We start from the raw sequence: 15072 nt of genomic DNA on the forward strand, positions 1-15072 counted from the left end.
CGGCTTCGTATGCCGCTAAACGATGTCCTGGGTCTTGGCGAAACGGGTGATGGCCCGCTGCGTTCCGCGGTTCGCGAGGACCTGGATGATGGCACTGACGGACGCGGAGACCAGCGCAAACGTCAATGCTGTACGGAGCGTGGTGGGCACGTCATCCTTGTCCCCCTTGGGAGGCTTACGGCCGGTGACCTTTTCCCAGGCCGCATCCACTACCTTGGTGCCGGCATAACCGGCCAGCAGGCTGATGCCCGTACCAAGCAACTTGATGAAAAAACTCATTTCCAGGGGCTCCTAACAGTAAAACAGGAGGAAACGGGACTTCCCCTAGACTAACCGCATCGTTGACGGAGTTAGGCCAAGGCGGAACAGAGGGTCGCTGTATAGTGCCGCTATGGATGACAAGGGGATTCTGCACCAGTACCTCAGCACCCGGAGGGCAAGCCTCCTGGGGAAGCTGGACGGCCTGAGCGAATACGATGCCCGCAGGCCAATGACGCCCACCGGTACCAACCTCCTGGGCCTGGTCAAGCACGTGGCAAGCGTTGAACTGGACTATTTCGGGCTGGTGTTTGGGCGGCCCAGCGGACGCAGCCTGCCGTGGCTTAGTGATGAGGCGGAACCCGACGCCGACCTGTGGGCGGCACCGGAGGAAACCCGCGAGGAGATCATCGAGCTGCACCATTTCGCAGCTGCCCATACCGATGCCACCGTCGCGGCGCTCCCGCTGGATGCCTCAGGTGAGGTTCCGTGGTGGCCGGAAGAACGACGCCGGGTGACCCTTCACCAGATCCTTGTCCACATGTGCGTAGAGACCGCCCATCACCTGGGGCACGCCGACATCCTCCGCGAACTCATTGACGGCTCTGCGGGCCAGCGGCCCGGCGATTCAAATCTCTCGGTGCGCAGCCTCGAGGAGTGGGTGGCCCACCGTGCCCGGCTTGAAGCCGCCGCGAGTGAGGCTGCTGTCAGGGAGGAAGCCGCCTGTGAGGCTACTGCCCGTGACGACGCTGGCCGCCAGGCGACGGCTACAGCCGCCATTCCTCTCGGACAGGCTTGAGGTGGGCCGGTGTCCCGTCCGTTGACACAGGCGGAAAGGTGCACGTGAACTCGCCGCGGTAACCGAACAGGAAACCGAAGACAGGGTTCCGGACCTGCATCTGGATGGTAAACACGCCGCGCTGATCGTCATAACCTTCGAACAGATCAGCCGTCCCCGTCAGGAAAGCGGGGAAGGTGAAACCCAGCCTGCCTTCGTAGAAGCGCTGCCCTTCGGACCTCAGGTGGAGGGATCCGTCCGGAAGGACGTTGAGCTTCAGATCTGTGGCCAGATGCTGGTGCGTCCCCAGGTAGTCCACAATGCCGCCCGTTTTCTCGCTGTAGATCATGGTGGCGTCAAAGCGGCGTTTCTTGCCCGGCTGCACAGTCATGGTCCGGACGAAGGTCACTGTCGGACGCCCGAAGCCGTCAAGGTAGGGGTAGTTTTCGATGGTGAAGGGGATGTCCTTCCCATTGTCTGGAAAGAGGATGTTCCGGAAAGCGCCGAAGCGGAGGAAAGGGGCCGTCCACCACGCCCCGCGGCGCACTTCCGAGAAGATACCGGTGCCGATGCAGGCATAGCCTGAGTCGAGGTCTACACCGAAGCGCCGTTGCAGCATCGGGTGCAGGCGGTGGAAATCCGGGCCCAGGGCAGTGGCGAAGATGGAGCTCATGCCGGCGCTCCCTCAAATTGTGGCTGTTTCCTGTGATCCGGATCCGGCAACGTCTTCAGCGATGCCGGCGCTTCCGCGGACCCCCTGTCCGGTGGCTGACGGAGGCAGCGTTTTGCCTTGGGCACCGTTGGATGGGAGGGCAACGTCAGGGCCAAACCGGCCAGGGTCAAGCCGAGTGCGGCAGTGGAAGCCCTTGCCGGCAGATTCTTCAATGAACCGGGGTTCTTCAGCGAAGCGTTCAAGGGGCGCGCCGCAACAGCATGGCGAAGGAGCCCCGCCGCTCCGGCGACGCCTGCGGCGCGCGCTGCCGCATCAAGGAACCAGGCGTTGCGGCTCCGGGCCGGATCAACGCCCGATTCGGCCCACAGCCGAAGCCGGTCGAAGCTTAGTGCTGTGGCCCAGCCGAGGCCTGGGCGGATGAACCGGGCGTCCAGCTTTCGGCCCAGGGCACCCATACCGGGAGCGTAGTTGTAGCCGGTGATGAAGCGGATGCCCTGATCCACGGGTACGTAGCGCCAGTAGCCCGACCCCGGACCGATCGGCGAGAGAGGGTTGCTGGTGGAGAATTTGAGCACCGATGTCGCCTGTCCGCCTGCTGTCGTCTTATGCCCCAGCGATGTACCGATCCCGGTGATGGCGCAGAACGGCAGCTGGAATTCATACCGGAACTGTGAGTGCCTGTCACTGCCGACGCCAGTCGGGACGATCCTGGAGAACCGGAGATCCCAGCGCGGATGCAGGGCCGGGTCCTGGCTCAGCTCCCAGAGGCTATCCATGGACGATCGCACCAGGATTTCCACATAGATCTGCCGGCCGCTTCGCGCTTCATTTGTACGTGTTGTTTCCCCCATCCCAGGATCATAATGGGTGAACAGGTCAGCAGCTGCTGTGCCGTACCCTGCCGGAACGTGCACCATGGGAAGGCAGGAGCCCTACGCCGCCGATTGTGACACCGCCACAGGGATCGCAAGCACCGCCAGGTGTAAACTGGACAACGCCCACAAGGGCAGATTGATTACGACAGGGGAGCGCCGCCGTCGGGCATCACCGGGATTCCGGGAGTGCGATGGATGGGCGCTGAGAGTGCGGACAGCCGCAGACCCTCGAACCTGATCCGGTTAGTACCGGCGCAAGGGAGTCGAGTTCTCAGAGTGTCCGGCAGATGCGGCGCAATCCGCGGTGGCCGGGGAGCACTTTCCCCTCCTGTTCCTCAGGAGGAAGACATGACTGGAATTTCTGAAAAGCAGACCCTCACAGCCGGCAAACGGAGCTGGCGCGTTGTAGACATCGTGGTGGCGGCCCTGATTGCCGTCGCCGGTGGCGTGATTTTTTGGGCGTGGTCCCAGGGCGCCAACGTTATTTCGGCTCCGCTTAATGCGGTTTACCCCCCGCTGACCGGACTGTACGCCGGTGGCTGGATGATCCCGGCGGTACTGGGAATGCTCATTATCCGCAAGCCGGGCGCGGCCCTGTTCTGCGAGACCGTTGCGGCTACGGGTGAGCTCCTCATGGGCTCGCAGTACGGCACCACCGTGCTGATTTCCGGCCTGCTGCAGGGCCTTGGCGCCGAACTGGTGTTCGCGGCGTTTGTATACAAGAAGTTCAACCTTCCGGTCGCTTTGCTGGCGGGCGCAGGTGCTGGCTTTTTCTGCGGTCTGAACGATTCCTTCGCGCCATGGGGCTGGAACATTGCCTACGCGGCCGGAGACAAGGCCGCCTACATCATCTTCACCGCGATCTCGGGTGCCGTCATTGCCGGGGGCCTGTCCTGGATCGCCACCCGTGGGCTCGCTAAAACCGGAGTTTTGAGCTCCTTCGCCTCCCGTAAGGCTGCGACGGAGCCCGTCTTCTCCTGATGACACCGATTCGCGACGGCGGCGTCCGCCCGGCCGGGGTAACGGCGCAAGGCTGGGCCTGGCGGCACGCCGGCAGGCCCCGCCCCGCCGTCCAAGGGCTTAATCTGGACATCCGCGCGGGGGAGCGGGTGCTCCTGCTCGGCCCCTCGGGTGCCGGCAAATCCACGCTCCTGCACGCCCTCGCGGGGGTGCTCGGCGACACGAACGACGACGGCGGCGAGGCGGGCGACTCCGACGAGTCCGGTTCGCTGCTCATTGACGGCCAGCCGCCACGGGCCCAGCGCGGGCGTGCCGGGCTTATGCAGCAGGATCCGGAAACGCAGGTGATCCTGTCCCGCCTCGGCGACGACGTCGCCTTCGGTGCCGAGAACCTCGCAGTGCCCCCTGCGGAGATCTGGACCCGGGTGCATGAGGCGCTCGACGACGTCGGGCTGGGTCATCTGCCGTTGGACCACCCGACGTCGGCCCTGTCCGGCGGACAAAAGCAGCGCCTGGCGCTCGCCGGCATCCTGGCCATGCGTCCGGGGATCATTTTGCTGGATGAGCCCACCGCCAACCTTGATCCTGCCGGAGTGCTCGAAGTCCGTGATGCCGTGGGCCGTTGTCTGGAGAAGACCGGCGCAACCCTGGTGGTCGTGGAGCATCGTGTTGCGGTGTGGAAAGACCTTGTGGACCGGATCGTGGTGCTGCAGCCGGGAGCTTCGAATGACGGCGCGGTGCTCATTGATGGACCTCCTGACCTGGTGCTGGAGCAGGCAAAGGAGATGCTGATCAGGGCGGGGGTCTGGGTTCCCGGCCACGTTCCGGCGACGCGCCAGCGGGGTTCGGCTGCTGCACTGCCACCCGGCACCGCAGGTACCGGCCAATTGCTCCTTGCCGCGGAAAAGCTTGCCGTCTCGCGCGAACGGCCCCGGCGCCGCGGCTTCAAAAAGCTTCCTCCCACGCCCGTGCAAACCGGGATATCCGCGCAGGTCCGGGCGGGTGAAGCGCTGACCGTCACCGGGCCCAACGGCTCGGGAAAGTCCACCTTTGCCCTCACGCTGGCCGGGCTGCTGAAGCCTGTTGCCGGAGCTGTATCAGCCACCCTTGAGCTGAGCGCCGGTGCCGGAATTGATCCATACAAGTGGAAGGCCGAACAGCTGATTTCCAGGATCGGAACGGTGTTCCAGGAACCCGAGCACCAGTTTGTCACCGGCCGGGTCTTGGATGAGCTCCTTTTCGGGCCCAGACATCTGGGCCACGGCGAGGAACGCGTCGACGAACTCCTGGAGCGGCTAAGGCTCACTTCCCTCGTGGACGCCAACCCCTACACACTGTCCGGGGGCGAAAAGCGACGGCTCTCGGTGGCCACCGTACTGGCCGCCCACCCACAGGTGCTGGTGCTGGATGAGCCCACCTTCGGCCAGGACGCCACCACGTGGGCCGAACTGGCTTCCTTCCTCTCCGAGCTCCTGGACGCCGGAGCCGCAGTTGTTTCCGTGACCCACGACCAGGAATTTTCCTCGGTCCTCGGTGGCACCGAACTCGCAATGGGGACTCCGGAAATGGCCGCATCATGAGGGAAGCCTTGACGCTCCGGAGTGAATCGCTCCTCAGCCGAGCCAACCCGCTGGCCAAGTTTGCCGCCGTCTTCCTCATCACTCTGGTTCTGGCGTTGTCCATCGACTGGGTCTCCGCAACTGTGGCGCTGGGCTTCGAGCTGCTGTTGTTTCCGTTGGCAGGGCTGACTCCCTTGCTCCTGTGGCAACGCGGGTGGCCGCTGATCATCGCCGCAGCCCTGGGCGGCTGGAGTACCGCCATTCTGGCTCCGGACGCCGGAAGGATACTGCTCGACGTTGGCATCTGGTCCATCAGCGCAGGTTCCCTCGAACTGGGGCTGGGATTCATGCTCCGGGGGCTGGCCATTGCGCTGCCGGCGGTGCTGCTTATGAGCTGCACCGACCCTACAGACCTTGCCGATGCCCTGGCCCAAAAAGCGAAACTGCCGCACCGCTTCGTCCTTGGGACCCTGGCAGCGATGCGGCTGGTAGGGCTCATGGCGGAGGAGTGGCAAACCATCGGGATGGCCCGCCGCGCCCGTGGCGTAGGTTCTCGCGGCACGCCGTTGCAGCGACTCCGGGCCACCCTGGGCCAGAGCTTCGGGCTGCTGGTACAGGCCATCCGGCGCGCTTCAAGGCTCGCTGTCACGATGGAGGCGCGTGGATTCGGTGGAGCCCAACGGACGTGGGCGCGCGAATCCACGTACAGCCGGCTGGATGTCTGGGTGCTCGTGGGCGGAACGGTAATCGCTGCCGCCGCCGTGACAGCGGCGATCGGCGCAGGGACCTGGAACCTGGTCTGGGCGTCAACTGGTTACCCTCACAACACGTAGCGGATGGTCACTACGTGTACGCAAGCTGGCTGACTTCCCGGCTCGCAGCAAAACCCCAATAGGTATTTTCGCGGCTGAAATATCGCATCAATCGGGTAAAGCTGTGTCCTTTCTCCCAAAATGACCTGCTTTTCAGCGTTTGAAACTCATAAATGATATATTTTTGATATGACTCAAGAGACTGCGGAATCTGTCGGCGCCATGCTTCGCGATGCCAGGACGGAAAAAGGCTGGACCCAGGGGCAGTTGGCCGCAGAGCTTGGAACAAGCCAGAGCGCCATTGCCCGGATGGAACAGGGCAAGCAGAATCTGAGCCTGAAGATGATCCAGCGGCTGGAAACCATCTTCGGCCACGCCATGGTGAAAGTCGGCCGGCCACAGATGACCCACCTCCGGGTGGAAGGCGGCCTTACCCTGTCCGGCTCGGTGGACGTAAACAGCAGCAAGAACGCCGGCGTCGCGCTTCTCTGTGCCAGCCTCATAAACAGGGGGACCACCACTCTCCGCAGACTGGCCAGGATCGAGGAAGTCAACAGGATCGTGGAGGTTCTCACCAGCATCGGCGTCGAATGCACCTGGCTCAACGACACCGATCTGCAGATCCGCAGGCCGGCAGTTCTGGACCTGGCCTCGATGGACGTCGAAGCCGCCCGCCGCACACGCAGCGTGATCATGCTGCTGGGCCCCTTGCTGGATGAGTCAGCGGAGTACCGCCTCCCCTATGCCGGAGGGTGCGATCTGGGCACGCGCACGGTTGAACCGCATATGCAGGCACTGCGGCAATTCGGCCTTTCAGTGGAGGCCAGCGCAGGGTTTTACGCCGTCCAGGCTCCCCTGTCGGATGAGCAGGACCGCTCTTTTGTGCTCAGCGAACGCGGCGACACCGTTACCGAAAACGCAATCATGGCTGCAGCGCACCGCCGCGGAACCACTGTCATCCGTAACGCCAGCCCCAACTACATGGTTCAGGACCTTTGCTTCTACCTCCAGATGCTGGGTGTGGAGATAGGGGGTGTTGGCACCACCACGTTGAAGATCACGGGCCAGCCCTCCATAGACGCCGATGTCGAATATTTCCCGTCCGAGGACCCGATCGAGGCAATGAGCCTCATTACGGCCGGCATCGTGACCAATTCCGAGGTCACTGTCCGTCGGGTCCCCATCGAGTTCATGGAGATCGAGCTGGCCACGCTCGAGCAGATGGGGCAGGAGTTGGAGGTTTCCGGAGAGTACTTTGCGCGCAACGGACGCACACGGCTGGTGGATGTCACCACTAAACCATCGGAGCTGCACGCTCCCCAGGACAAAATCCATCCCATGCCGTTCCCCGGCCTGAACATCGACAATCTGCCGTTCTTTGCCGTAATAGCGGGGAACGCCGAGGGGCAGACGATGATCCACGACTGGGTCTATGAGAACCGTGCCATTTATCTGACAGAACTGAACAAGCTCGGCGCTCAGGTACAGCTGCTGGATCCACACCGCATCTACGTTAATGGGCCTACCAAGTGGCGTGCTGCAGAAGTGGGCTGCCCGCCTGCGCTCCGTCCGGCGGCTTGCCTGCTGCTCGCGATGCTGGCTGCCCGGGGCGTTTCCGAGCTCCGCAACATCTACGTTATCGAGCGCGGCTATGAAGACCTCGCAGAACGCCTTAACACGCTTGGCGCCCGGATCGAGTACTTCCAGGACTAAGCGCTTCCAGTCATATTGATGGCCGCTGAGCGCACAATGGATCTATGCGGACCTTTGGCGTGGAGGAAGAACTGCTCATTGTGGACCCTGACACTGGGGAGCCGCTGGCCTTGGCCGACGCGCTGCTGGCCGTCCGGACTGCCGACGACGCCCCGGAATCTGAGGGCGAGACCGGGCTGACAGCCGAGCTCAAGCTGGAGCAGATTGAAACGCAGACGCTGCCCTGCCGCGACCACACGGAGCTCCTCCAGCAAATCCGGGACGGCCGGGCAATGGCGGACCAAGCTGCCCGGCAGCACGGTGCGCGTGTGGCTGCACTCGCCACGTCGCCCCTTGCCTCCACTACCCACACCACTCCGGACCCTCGGTACGCGACGATTCAGGAGCGTTTCGGCCTCACGGTGCACGAGCTGCTTACGTGCGGTTTCCACGTCCACACCTTCGTCGAATCCCCGGAGGAGGGTGTGGCGGTCCTGGACAGGATCCGGGACAAGTTGGCCATCCTTGTTGCCTTGAGCGCCAATTCGCCGTTCTGGAACGGAGTGGAGACAGGGTTTGAAAGCTACCGCACCCAGGCGTGGTACCGCTTACCTACGTCGGGTCCCTCCGCGATCTTCGGTACCTTGCCCGTGTACCGGCGCACCGTTACCAGGCTCTTGGAAACAGGGGTACTCCTTGACGAGGGAATGATCTACTTCGATGCCAGGCTGGCGCGGAACCATCCCACTGTTGAGGTCCGGGTGGCCGACGTCTGCCTCCGTGCGGAGGATGCCGCATTAATCGCAGTGCTGGTACGCGCGCTGGTGGAAACGGCAAGCCGCGAATGGCACGACGACGTGGATCCGATCCCAGTGCCCACCGTCCTGCTGAGGACCGCTTCCTGGCAGGCCAGCAATCGCGGACTCCGCGGTGAACTTCTTCATTTCGGCACCTTCACGCCTGCCCCCGCCGCTGACGTCGTAAATGCCCTGGTGGACTACCTCGAACCGGTCCTGCGCGAGCAGGGTGAGCTGGAACTGGTCAGAGCCGGCGTCACACGGATCCTGTCCCATGGCACCGGCTCCGAGCAGCAGCGGCGGGCCCGCCAAGAAGCGGGAGCGGACGCGGCGTTCGACGGCGGCGGGCTGAGCGCCGTCGTCGCTCACGCGGTGAAGGTCACCATGCGCGGAGCTGACGCGATTCCGACGGCGGCCCAGTCACCGGTCCTCCAGCGGGTCAGGCGCGGCTGATTCCTCAGCCGGACGGTCCCCGTCCCGGGCCGGGGCCGACGCCGTTCCGGGTATTAAACAGATGCAGGCCCCTGCATCAAGGGGGCCTGCATCTGTTTTACGGCTGGGTTGTGCCAGTGCGGCTTTCGGTCACCGCCACGTCGGGGGGAAGTGGCGGTGACCGAAGCTTTCGGTTAGGGGAGAGCCCCTTCCGTGGTTTGTGCTGCCTTGCGGCGGCGGTTGGTGACCATGGTGAGGCCGGCGATCAGGAGTACCAGGGCTGCTCCGAGTCCGGTGAGGATGTTTGTTCCGGTGTTGGCCAGGGCGGCGGCCTGCGTGATCACTTTGTGGGTGGTGGTGCAGTCCGGGTTCTGGTCCTGGGCCGGTACACATATGCCTCCGGTGCCGGGGGTGACAGTGTTGGTGAGTGTGCCGTCCCCGGATCCTACTGCGCCGGTGGTGACGGAGTAGGTGATGGTGACTACGTCTCCAACGGAGAGGTTCCCGTTCCAGGTCAGTTTGTCGCTGGCCCGGTCCACGTTGACGGTCCCGGCCGAGGCTGTGGCGTCGTTGTTGTAGGCGGCGTCGTCAAGGACCTTGGCCAGGTCATCGGTGGCGACGGCTCCGGTCACTGATCCGGGCCCGGTTTGGCGGACCTGGACGGTGTAGGTGACCTTGTTCCCCTCGACGATGTTGGAACCGTTATCGGGGTCCGAGGTCTTGGAGACGGTGTAGCCGCCCTGAAGGTGGGTGGTGGTGCAGTCGGGGTTCTCATCCTCGGCCGGAACGCATTCGCCTCCGGGTCCGGGGGTAACCACGTTTGTCAGGGTTCCGTCGCCGGCGCCGAAAGCGCCGGTGGTGACGGAGTACGTGATGGTGACTACGTCCCCGACGGCCAGGTCCCCGGTCCAGGTCAGTTTGTTGCTGGCCTGGTCCGCCGTGACGTTCCCGGCCGAGGCTGTGGCGTCGTTGTTGTAGGCGGCGTCGTCCAGGACCTTGGACAGGTCATCGGTGGCCAGAGCACCAGGTACAGTTGCCGGCCCTGCCTGACGGACCTGGACGGTGTAGGTGATCTTGTTGCCCTCGGCGACTGAGGAGCCGTTGGCCGGATCCGAAGTCTTGGAGACCGTGAAGCCGCCCTTGAGGTGTGTGGTGGTGCATTCGGTGCTCTGGCCTTCGGCCGGGACGCATTCGCCTCCGGTGCCGGGGGTGACAACGTTGAGCAGTTCGCCGTCGCCGCCGTCCAGCGGTCCGGTCACCGTGACTGAGTACGTCAGGGTGATGGTCTGTCCGGGCATGATCTGTCCGGCTGACCAGGAGAGGGTGTCGCCGGTGACAGTGGCGGTGCCGCTGTCCGGTTCGACCACGGTGACGTCGCCGTTGTAGTCGGCGTCATCCAGAACCCCGGCCAGGCTGTCTGAAATTGACGGGTTCGGATAGGGTGCGGCGCTGGTTGCCGGTTCGGTGATGGTGACCGTGTAACGGATCACGTCGCCTGGTTTGACGTTCGTACCGGATGAGGGATCAGCGGTCTTCACCACGGTGTAGGGTTCCGGGACGAGGAAACCTGCGGGGTCTGTCGGCTCCAGGGGTGGCCCGTCCGGTGGGGTGACCGAGGCTGTGGCGGTGTTGATGGTGGTGCCGACCGCTGCTGTCATTTCACAGTTCACCGTGGCGGAGGCGCCTACGGCGATGCTGGGGATGGTGGTGCCGCAGTCCGGGATCAGTGAATCGGAGACGAGGACGTTGGTGAGCTCACCGCTGCCCTTGTTGGTGGCAATGATCCGGAAGGGAACAGTATCTCCGACCAGGTACTGCGGGTAGTCAGCGGTGGCGTTCGCGTCCCTCCAGTCCGCGTCGTTGGCCGGGTCCCCGCCCTTGACGAGGACGTACTTTTTCAGGTCCATGGCGTAGCAGTCACCGATAACGGCTGTTGCTGAGGAGAGCATCGGCAGCATGGTGTGCCCGGCGATGGAGTTGGCTGTGTTGACCAGGACCTGGCCGGGCTTGTTGTCCCCGGCGGCCGGGGCAACGCAGTCCGTCCCTGCCGGGGTGGCGAAATTAATCGAGATCCGCTGGGACGCACCGGGTTCCAGGGCGGGGCCGATGATCCTGACGGCAGTGGGGTTTGCAACGGGAGCGGTGGACCAGTTCACGGTGTTGCCCGTGACGGAGCCGGGGGCGTCGCCGTTGGAGCCATCCCTGGGGTCGTTGCTCAGGTCACCGGACGGCCACGTCGTGTAGTAGACGGTGGAACCGGCCGGGGCGTCCACTCCGGTGATGGTGTAGGTTCCGTCGATGTTCGTCCCGCCGGCGTCGCCGGCCACGGGAAGGATGTCGATGGTGTCCGTGAAGGGGTTCACGATGGGGTCCTGGGAATTAACAATCAGTTCCCACGAGGACGTATCCCCGTAGAAGGAGAGCACGTTATCCGCCGCGGACTTCCCCAGTGTGGTGGCCGAGGAGTTCGGGACGGTCACCGTCGCCGACGCTGACCGGGCACCGACCGGGCGCTGGTCACCGGGGACGCTGATGACGGCCGTGTTCGTCAGTTTGCTGCCCGGAACCGGGGTTCCGTCCTCCGGGACCTGGGCCTGGTACGTGATGGTCTGGTCCACGTTGGCCGGGACATTGGTGAAGTCCCAGGTAATGGTCCGTCCGTCAGGGGAAACCGATGACGGCGCAGGGCTGGCCGAGCCTTGGACGTAGACCATGCCCTCGGGAAGAGTATCCACTACCGGGAACGAGACAGGCGGCGGGCTCGTGACCAGGTTGTCCGCCCTGGCCGTAATCGTGTACGGGATCGGGACACCAGGCTGCGCCGTTGTCTCCGTGGTCGCCTTCGTAATCACACCCTGCGGTCCCTGCAACCGGAAAGCATCCCCGGAACCGTTCATGTTCGGCCCGAAAGTGCTCCCTGGCAGATCAATACCGCCCGGGGCGCTGCTGACGTTGTGCCAGCCGTTCAAAGACGGATACTCCGGGTAGACTCCCGGCGTCGGGTGGTTGAACGCTCCGACAGTCCAGCCTTCACCGCTGGTGGGCGCGTCAGGGGAAATGTAACCAAAAGCACGGAGGAATGTGTGCGGTGAACGGTCCACCGCCGGATCCCAGGTCATCTTCACGGCGGTCACGCCGGCAGGAAGAGTCATCAGGCTATCGGTCGTGACCCGCGGGTCATTCAGCGAAGTACCCGCAGCCGGGGAAATCTCGGTCCACATGCCACTCGGTGCAGTCTGGCCGCAGGTTTCGGTCTTGGGGTTGATGGCAGCGGTGGTGTAGAAGTACCGCGCCGTCGGGTAGTTGATGTACGAGTTAACACCACCGATAAGACCGTCCCAGCCGCCGCCGTCCACATGGGTCGGAATGAAGGCCGGGTTCTGGTTCATCGTGCAAATGCCGGCCATCTGAGCACCGCCGGGGCCGGTGTAAGTCGACCAGAAGGTGCTGTTGGCCTGCATGTACATCCGCAAGTCGACGTCCTCGCCAGCGTTGGATGCTGCCACCAATTCGTCATACGTGTCCATGCCGGGGATCGGCAGGGGCATGTCCTGGCTGGTGCCGGGGCTTACCCACAGGTTCGCGTCCCAGGGGGTGCGGGAATAGGTAGGCGTTCCGGTCCAGTGGTTGTTGAAGCCTCCGGGTGGCGGAAGGGTGGCGGAGGAGACGTTGTTGGTCTGGGGGTCGGGCGAGGTCACCCCGTCAGTGAACGTAAAGGCAGGGGAACCGGCCGCGCTGAACGTGTAGGTGGTGAGCACAGTGACAGGCGTAGGGATGCTGAATTCGATGGTGCCCGAAGCGATGTAAGCGCCGCTTCCCGGCAACGGAGATCCCATGCTGTCGTTGACCGGGGTGTTGACCAGGGTGTAGGTCAGGTCTGAGACGGTGACGGAGTAGTTGGCACCCGAACCGGTGACTGCGCAGGTGGGGAAGTTGGTTCTGTCGGCCTGAGTGGGGTCCGAGTAGGGCTGGCCCGTTGACCTTGAGCGAGCACCGACGGGGACGCAGTTTTCAAACTGGAAGCCCGTCATGGCACCGGCAACCGAGCCCGTGACGTTGACGGGGAAGGTGTAGGACGCGGGGCCTGGCCGGCTGCCGGCGTCGAGGATCAGGGAGTAGTTCATCTTGATGAACGTGCGGTTGCCTCCGGAGCGGCTTTCCTGAACGGCCCCCTGATACCCTTGGCCGGGCGCTGAGACGAGGGAGAGGTCCATGCCGTGGGAGTAGGTGATCGGCAGAGGTGCCGGGCTTGCCGGTCCTGCCGGAGCAATCGCCTCATCCGAAGTGGCGGTGCCGGATGCGGTCAGATTGCCGCCGTTTTCTCCGGAAACCCGGATGGGCGCCTGAATGACGGTGGATGTTCCCTCAACGATGGTCCCTATGTTGCAGACGAGGGTTGTGCCGTCAGCGGAGATCGAGGAAACAGGATCGACATTTGCCGTCTTGCACACCGTGGGGATGCTCGTGAAGACACCGTTGCCGGCCGTCAGGGTGGCCCGGACGTTGTCTACGGGCTCGTTGAGTTGAGGTGCATCGGCGTCGTTGGTGTTGACATGGAATTCGGCGACGCGGGTGGACGCGAAGGGGGCGTCGGTAGGAGCCGGATCGCCGGCCCAGTTGGCTGTGATCTCGTGAATGGAGCCAGGGGCTGCCCAGGCTGCGGGAAGAGTTCCCATGATAAGTGCTGCCAGCAGTGCGAACGCGACAGTGAAAGACAGACTCTTTCGCGCCATGCTCCCGTCGATGCTCCCAAGGTGAGTCCGGGACCTAAGACCCTCCCAGAGGTTCCCTGGACCTTTCCCGGGATTTGGGCTCTGACGTAAATGATTCAACTGAGTACCACCTGACGATTGGATCAGGGCACAGATGCGACCCCAATGATTCTTTGGGTCGCGTCATTTACAGCTGATGGCTCTGCAATTTGCTTCCCCCCAAGCTAAATATTAGATGCATCGGGCAACATGTCAATTCCCGGATAATTACATTACAAGGCAGTCAATAAAAGTCAGCATGCTTGCCAATAAACCAATACGGTTGGCCGGTTTGTAAGGCCGGTAATGTCCTGACATGGATCAACGATCCGGCCTCAGTACCCCTACTTCATGCGGAATCGGGCGGATCACCCGTCAGTTTCACAGGTGTAGACCCTCACGCGCTCGTCAACCAATTGAAGGGCTATCGTGTTCTAGCGGCCAAAAGTAAAGACACGCTCTTCGTACCTCTGATTTTAAAATGCTTATCGGAGCGGGCAAACAATCCACTTGGAGTCCGTGCTTGATAAATGAATCGGTTGACTGTTACTGCTTTGCGCGGCGCAACAAAGTAGCAACATCACGTTCAACATTGCTGCTTCAGTATTTTCTGCTTTCTACTGCTGTTAACCGGCGGGATGACAGATCGTGACGGCATTCCGGCATCCCGGAAAAGGCCACTGCCAGGGAGGCCACGACGACAACGTTTCAACCCACATCACCGAGAAGGGGGCCCGGAGCCAGAGGTGCTTACGCCTCGCCGAGCGCAGCTGCTAAACTCTCCCAGCTCATTCCCCCCACAACCCGATGCGTTTCATGAAACGAGCGTAGTGGGGCAAAACAGATGCAGGCCCCTGAAAATCAGGAGCCTGCACTGTGAAGGGCCGGTTCTCTTCGCAGCAGACGAAGCTGTCAGCGCAGCCAGCGCAGCGACGGGTTTTTGATGAGGGCGGACCACTGCTGGCCCAGGCCCCAGGTGTCGCCGGCGCGCGCTGCGGCCAGAGCAATAATGACCGTGGCGTACACAACGTGTTCGTCAATGATGGGATTGTTCTGAAGTGGCAGGGATGACAGCCACATCAGGCCAAGAAGAAGGGGCCCGCCAGCTGCCGCGCTACGGAGTGCTATGCCCAGAACCAGTGCTGTTCCGGCGCCAAGGAGTCCGAACATAAAGAGCCAATCCACGACAGGCGAACCGGCCAAGGCCTGGAAAATTCCGGAAAACGAACCCTTTACGCTGCCGAGGTACCCGGCAGTGGGCGAGCCACCGGCGATCCACGCCTTCGCGGGCGAAGTGGCAAAGCCGAGCCCGAAAGCCTTGTCCAGGAATGCCCAAAGAAAGACACTTCCAAGCACGATCCTGACGACTGCGAGGGGTCGGGCTGCTGCGGGCGGGAGTGGCGTGCTGCTGGGGGCTGGCTCCTGTGAGGTTGGGGCCGAGGTGCGTTGCTCTTCGGCTGTCATGTTTTGTCCGGTCTGCATTGG

Annotated in this window: 11 protein-coding genes and 1 riboswitch; of the genes, 6 read left to right on the forward strand and 5 right to left on the reverse strand. The window is 63.2% G+C overall.

The window, feature by feature from the left end:
* Window positions 1-15 precede the first annotated feature (15 nt).
* Window positions 16-279, reverse strand: coding sequence for a DUF4235 domain-containing protein (locus tag RIN13_RS05130; RefSeq protein ID WP_309106262.1), 264 nt, complete (start codon window positions 277-279; stop codon window positions 16-18).
* A gap of 112 nt (window positions 280-391) precedes the next feature.
* Here RIN13_RS05130 and RIN13_RS05135 point away from each other — a divergent pair, with 112 nt between their 5' ends.
* Window positions 392-1057, forward strand: a complete 666-nt coding sequence (locus RIN13_RS05135) for a DinB family protein (protein ID WP_309106263.1) — start codon at window positions 392-394, stop codon at window positions 1055-1057.
* Here the strand turns inward: RIN13_RS05135 and RIN13_RS05140 are convergent.
* The gene (locus tag RIN13_RS05140) at window positions 1026-1709 is read right to left on the reverse strand and encodes a DUF4166 domain-containing protein (protein ID WP_309106264.1); all 684 of its coding nucleotides are present in this window, start codon (window positions 1707-1709) and stop codon (window positions 1026-1028) included. The genes RIN13_RS05135 and RIN13_RS05140 overlap by 32 nt on opposite strands.
* Window positions 1706-2560 (reverse strand): hypothetical protein, encoded by an 855-nt coding sequence (locus RIN13_RS05145; RefSeq protein ID WP_309106265.1) that lies wholly within the window; start codon window positions 2558-2560, stop codon window positions 1706-1708. Before RIN13_RS05145 ends, RIN13_RS05140 begins: the two co-directional genes overlap by 4 nt.
* Before the next feature lie 161 nt (window positions 2561-2721).
* Window positions 2722-2863: riboswitch (TPP riboswitch) on the forward strand.
* A 69-nt stretch (window positions 2864-2932) separates the two neighbouring features.
* Here RIN13_RS05145 and RIN13_RS05150 point away from each other — a divergent pair.
* The 5 genes from RIN13_RS05150 (at window position 2933) to RIN13_RS05170 (ending at window position 8857) form a co-directional block, all read left to right on the forward strand.
* Window positions 2933-3565 (forward strand): ECF transporter S component, encoded by a 633-nt coding sequence (locus RIN13_RS05150; protein ID WP_309106266.1) that lies wholly within the window; start codon window positions 2933-2935, stop codon window positions 3563-3565.
* Entirely contained in the window at window positions 3565-5124 is a 1560-nt protein-coding gene (locus tag RIN13_RS05155; protein WP_309106267.1) for an ABC transporter ATP-binding protein, read from the forward strand. Before RIN13_RS05150 ends, RIN13_RS05155 begins: the two co-directional genes overlap by 1 nt.
* Window positions 5121-5936 carry an energy-coupling factor transporter transmembrane component T gene (locus RIN13_RS05160; RefSeq protein ID WP_309106268.1) on the forward strand — a complete coding sequence of 272 codons (816 nt, stop codon included), beginning with the start codon at window positions 5121-5123 and terminating at the stop codon, window positions 5934-5936. The genes RIN13_RS05155 and RIN13_RS05160 overlap by 4 nt, the downstream gene beginning before the upstream one ends.
* Before the next feature lie 168 nt (window positions 5937-6104).
* A complete protein-coding gene (locus RIN13_RS05165; protein WP_309106269.1) occupies window positions 6105-7628 on the forward strand; it encodes a UDP-N-acetylglucosamine 1-carboxyvinyltransferase in 1524 nt (507 codons plus the stop codon).
* Between the two features lie 44 nt (window positions 7629-7672).
* Complete coding sequence (locus RIN13_RS05170; RefSeq protein ID WP_309106270.1) at window positions 7673-8857, forward strand: glutamate--cysteine ligase; 1185 nt, start codon at window positions 7673-7675, stop codon at window positions 8855-8857.
* A 173-nt stretch (window positions 8858-9030) separates the two neighbouring features.
* On the opposite strand, the gene RIN13_RS05175 is transcribed toward RIN13_RS05170, so the two are convergent.
* Together RIN13_RS05175 and RIN13_RS05180 are read right to left on the reverse strand one after the other, a co-directional pair.
* Complete coding sequence (locus tag RIN13_RS05175) at window positions 9031-13569, reverse strand: hypothetical protein (RefSeq protein WP_309106271.1); 4539 nt, start codon at window positions 13567-13569, stop codon at window positions 9031-9033.
* Window positions 13570-14499: 930 nt separating this feature from the next.
* Window positions 14500-15069: a hypothetical protein gene (locus RIN13_RS05180; protein WP_309106272.1), complete on the reverse strand. Its 570-nt coding sequence runs from the start codon at window positions 15067-15069 to the stop codon at window positions 14500-14502.
* Window positions 15070-15072 lie beyond the last annotated feature (3 nt).

Source organism: Arthrobacter sp., assembly GCF_031179985.1.
Taxonomy (GTDB): domain Bacteria; phylum Actinomycetota; class Actinomycetes; order Actinomycetales; family Micrococcaceae; genus Arthrobacter.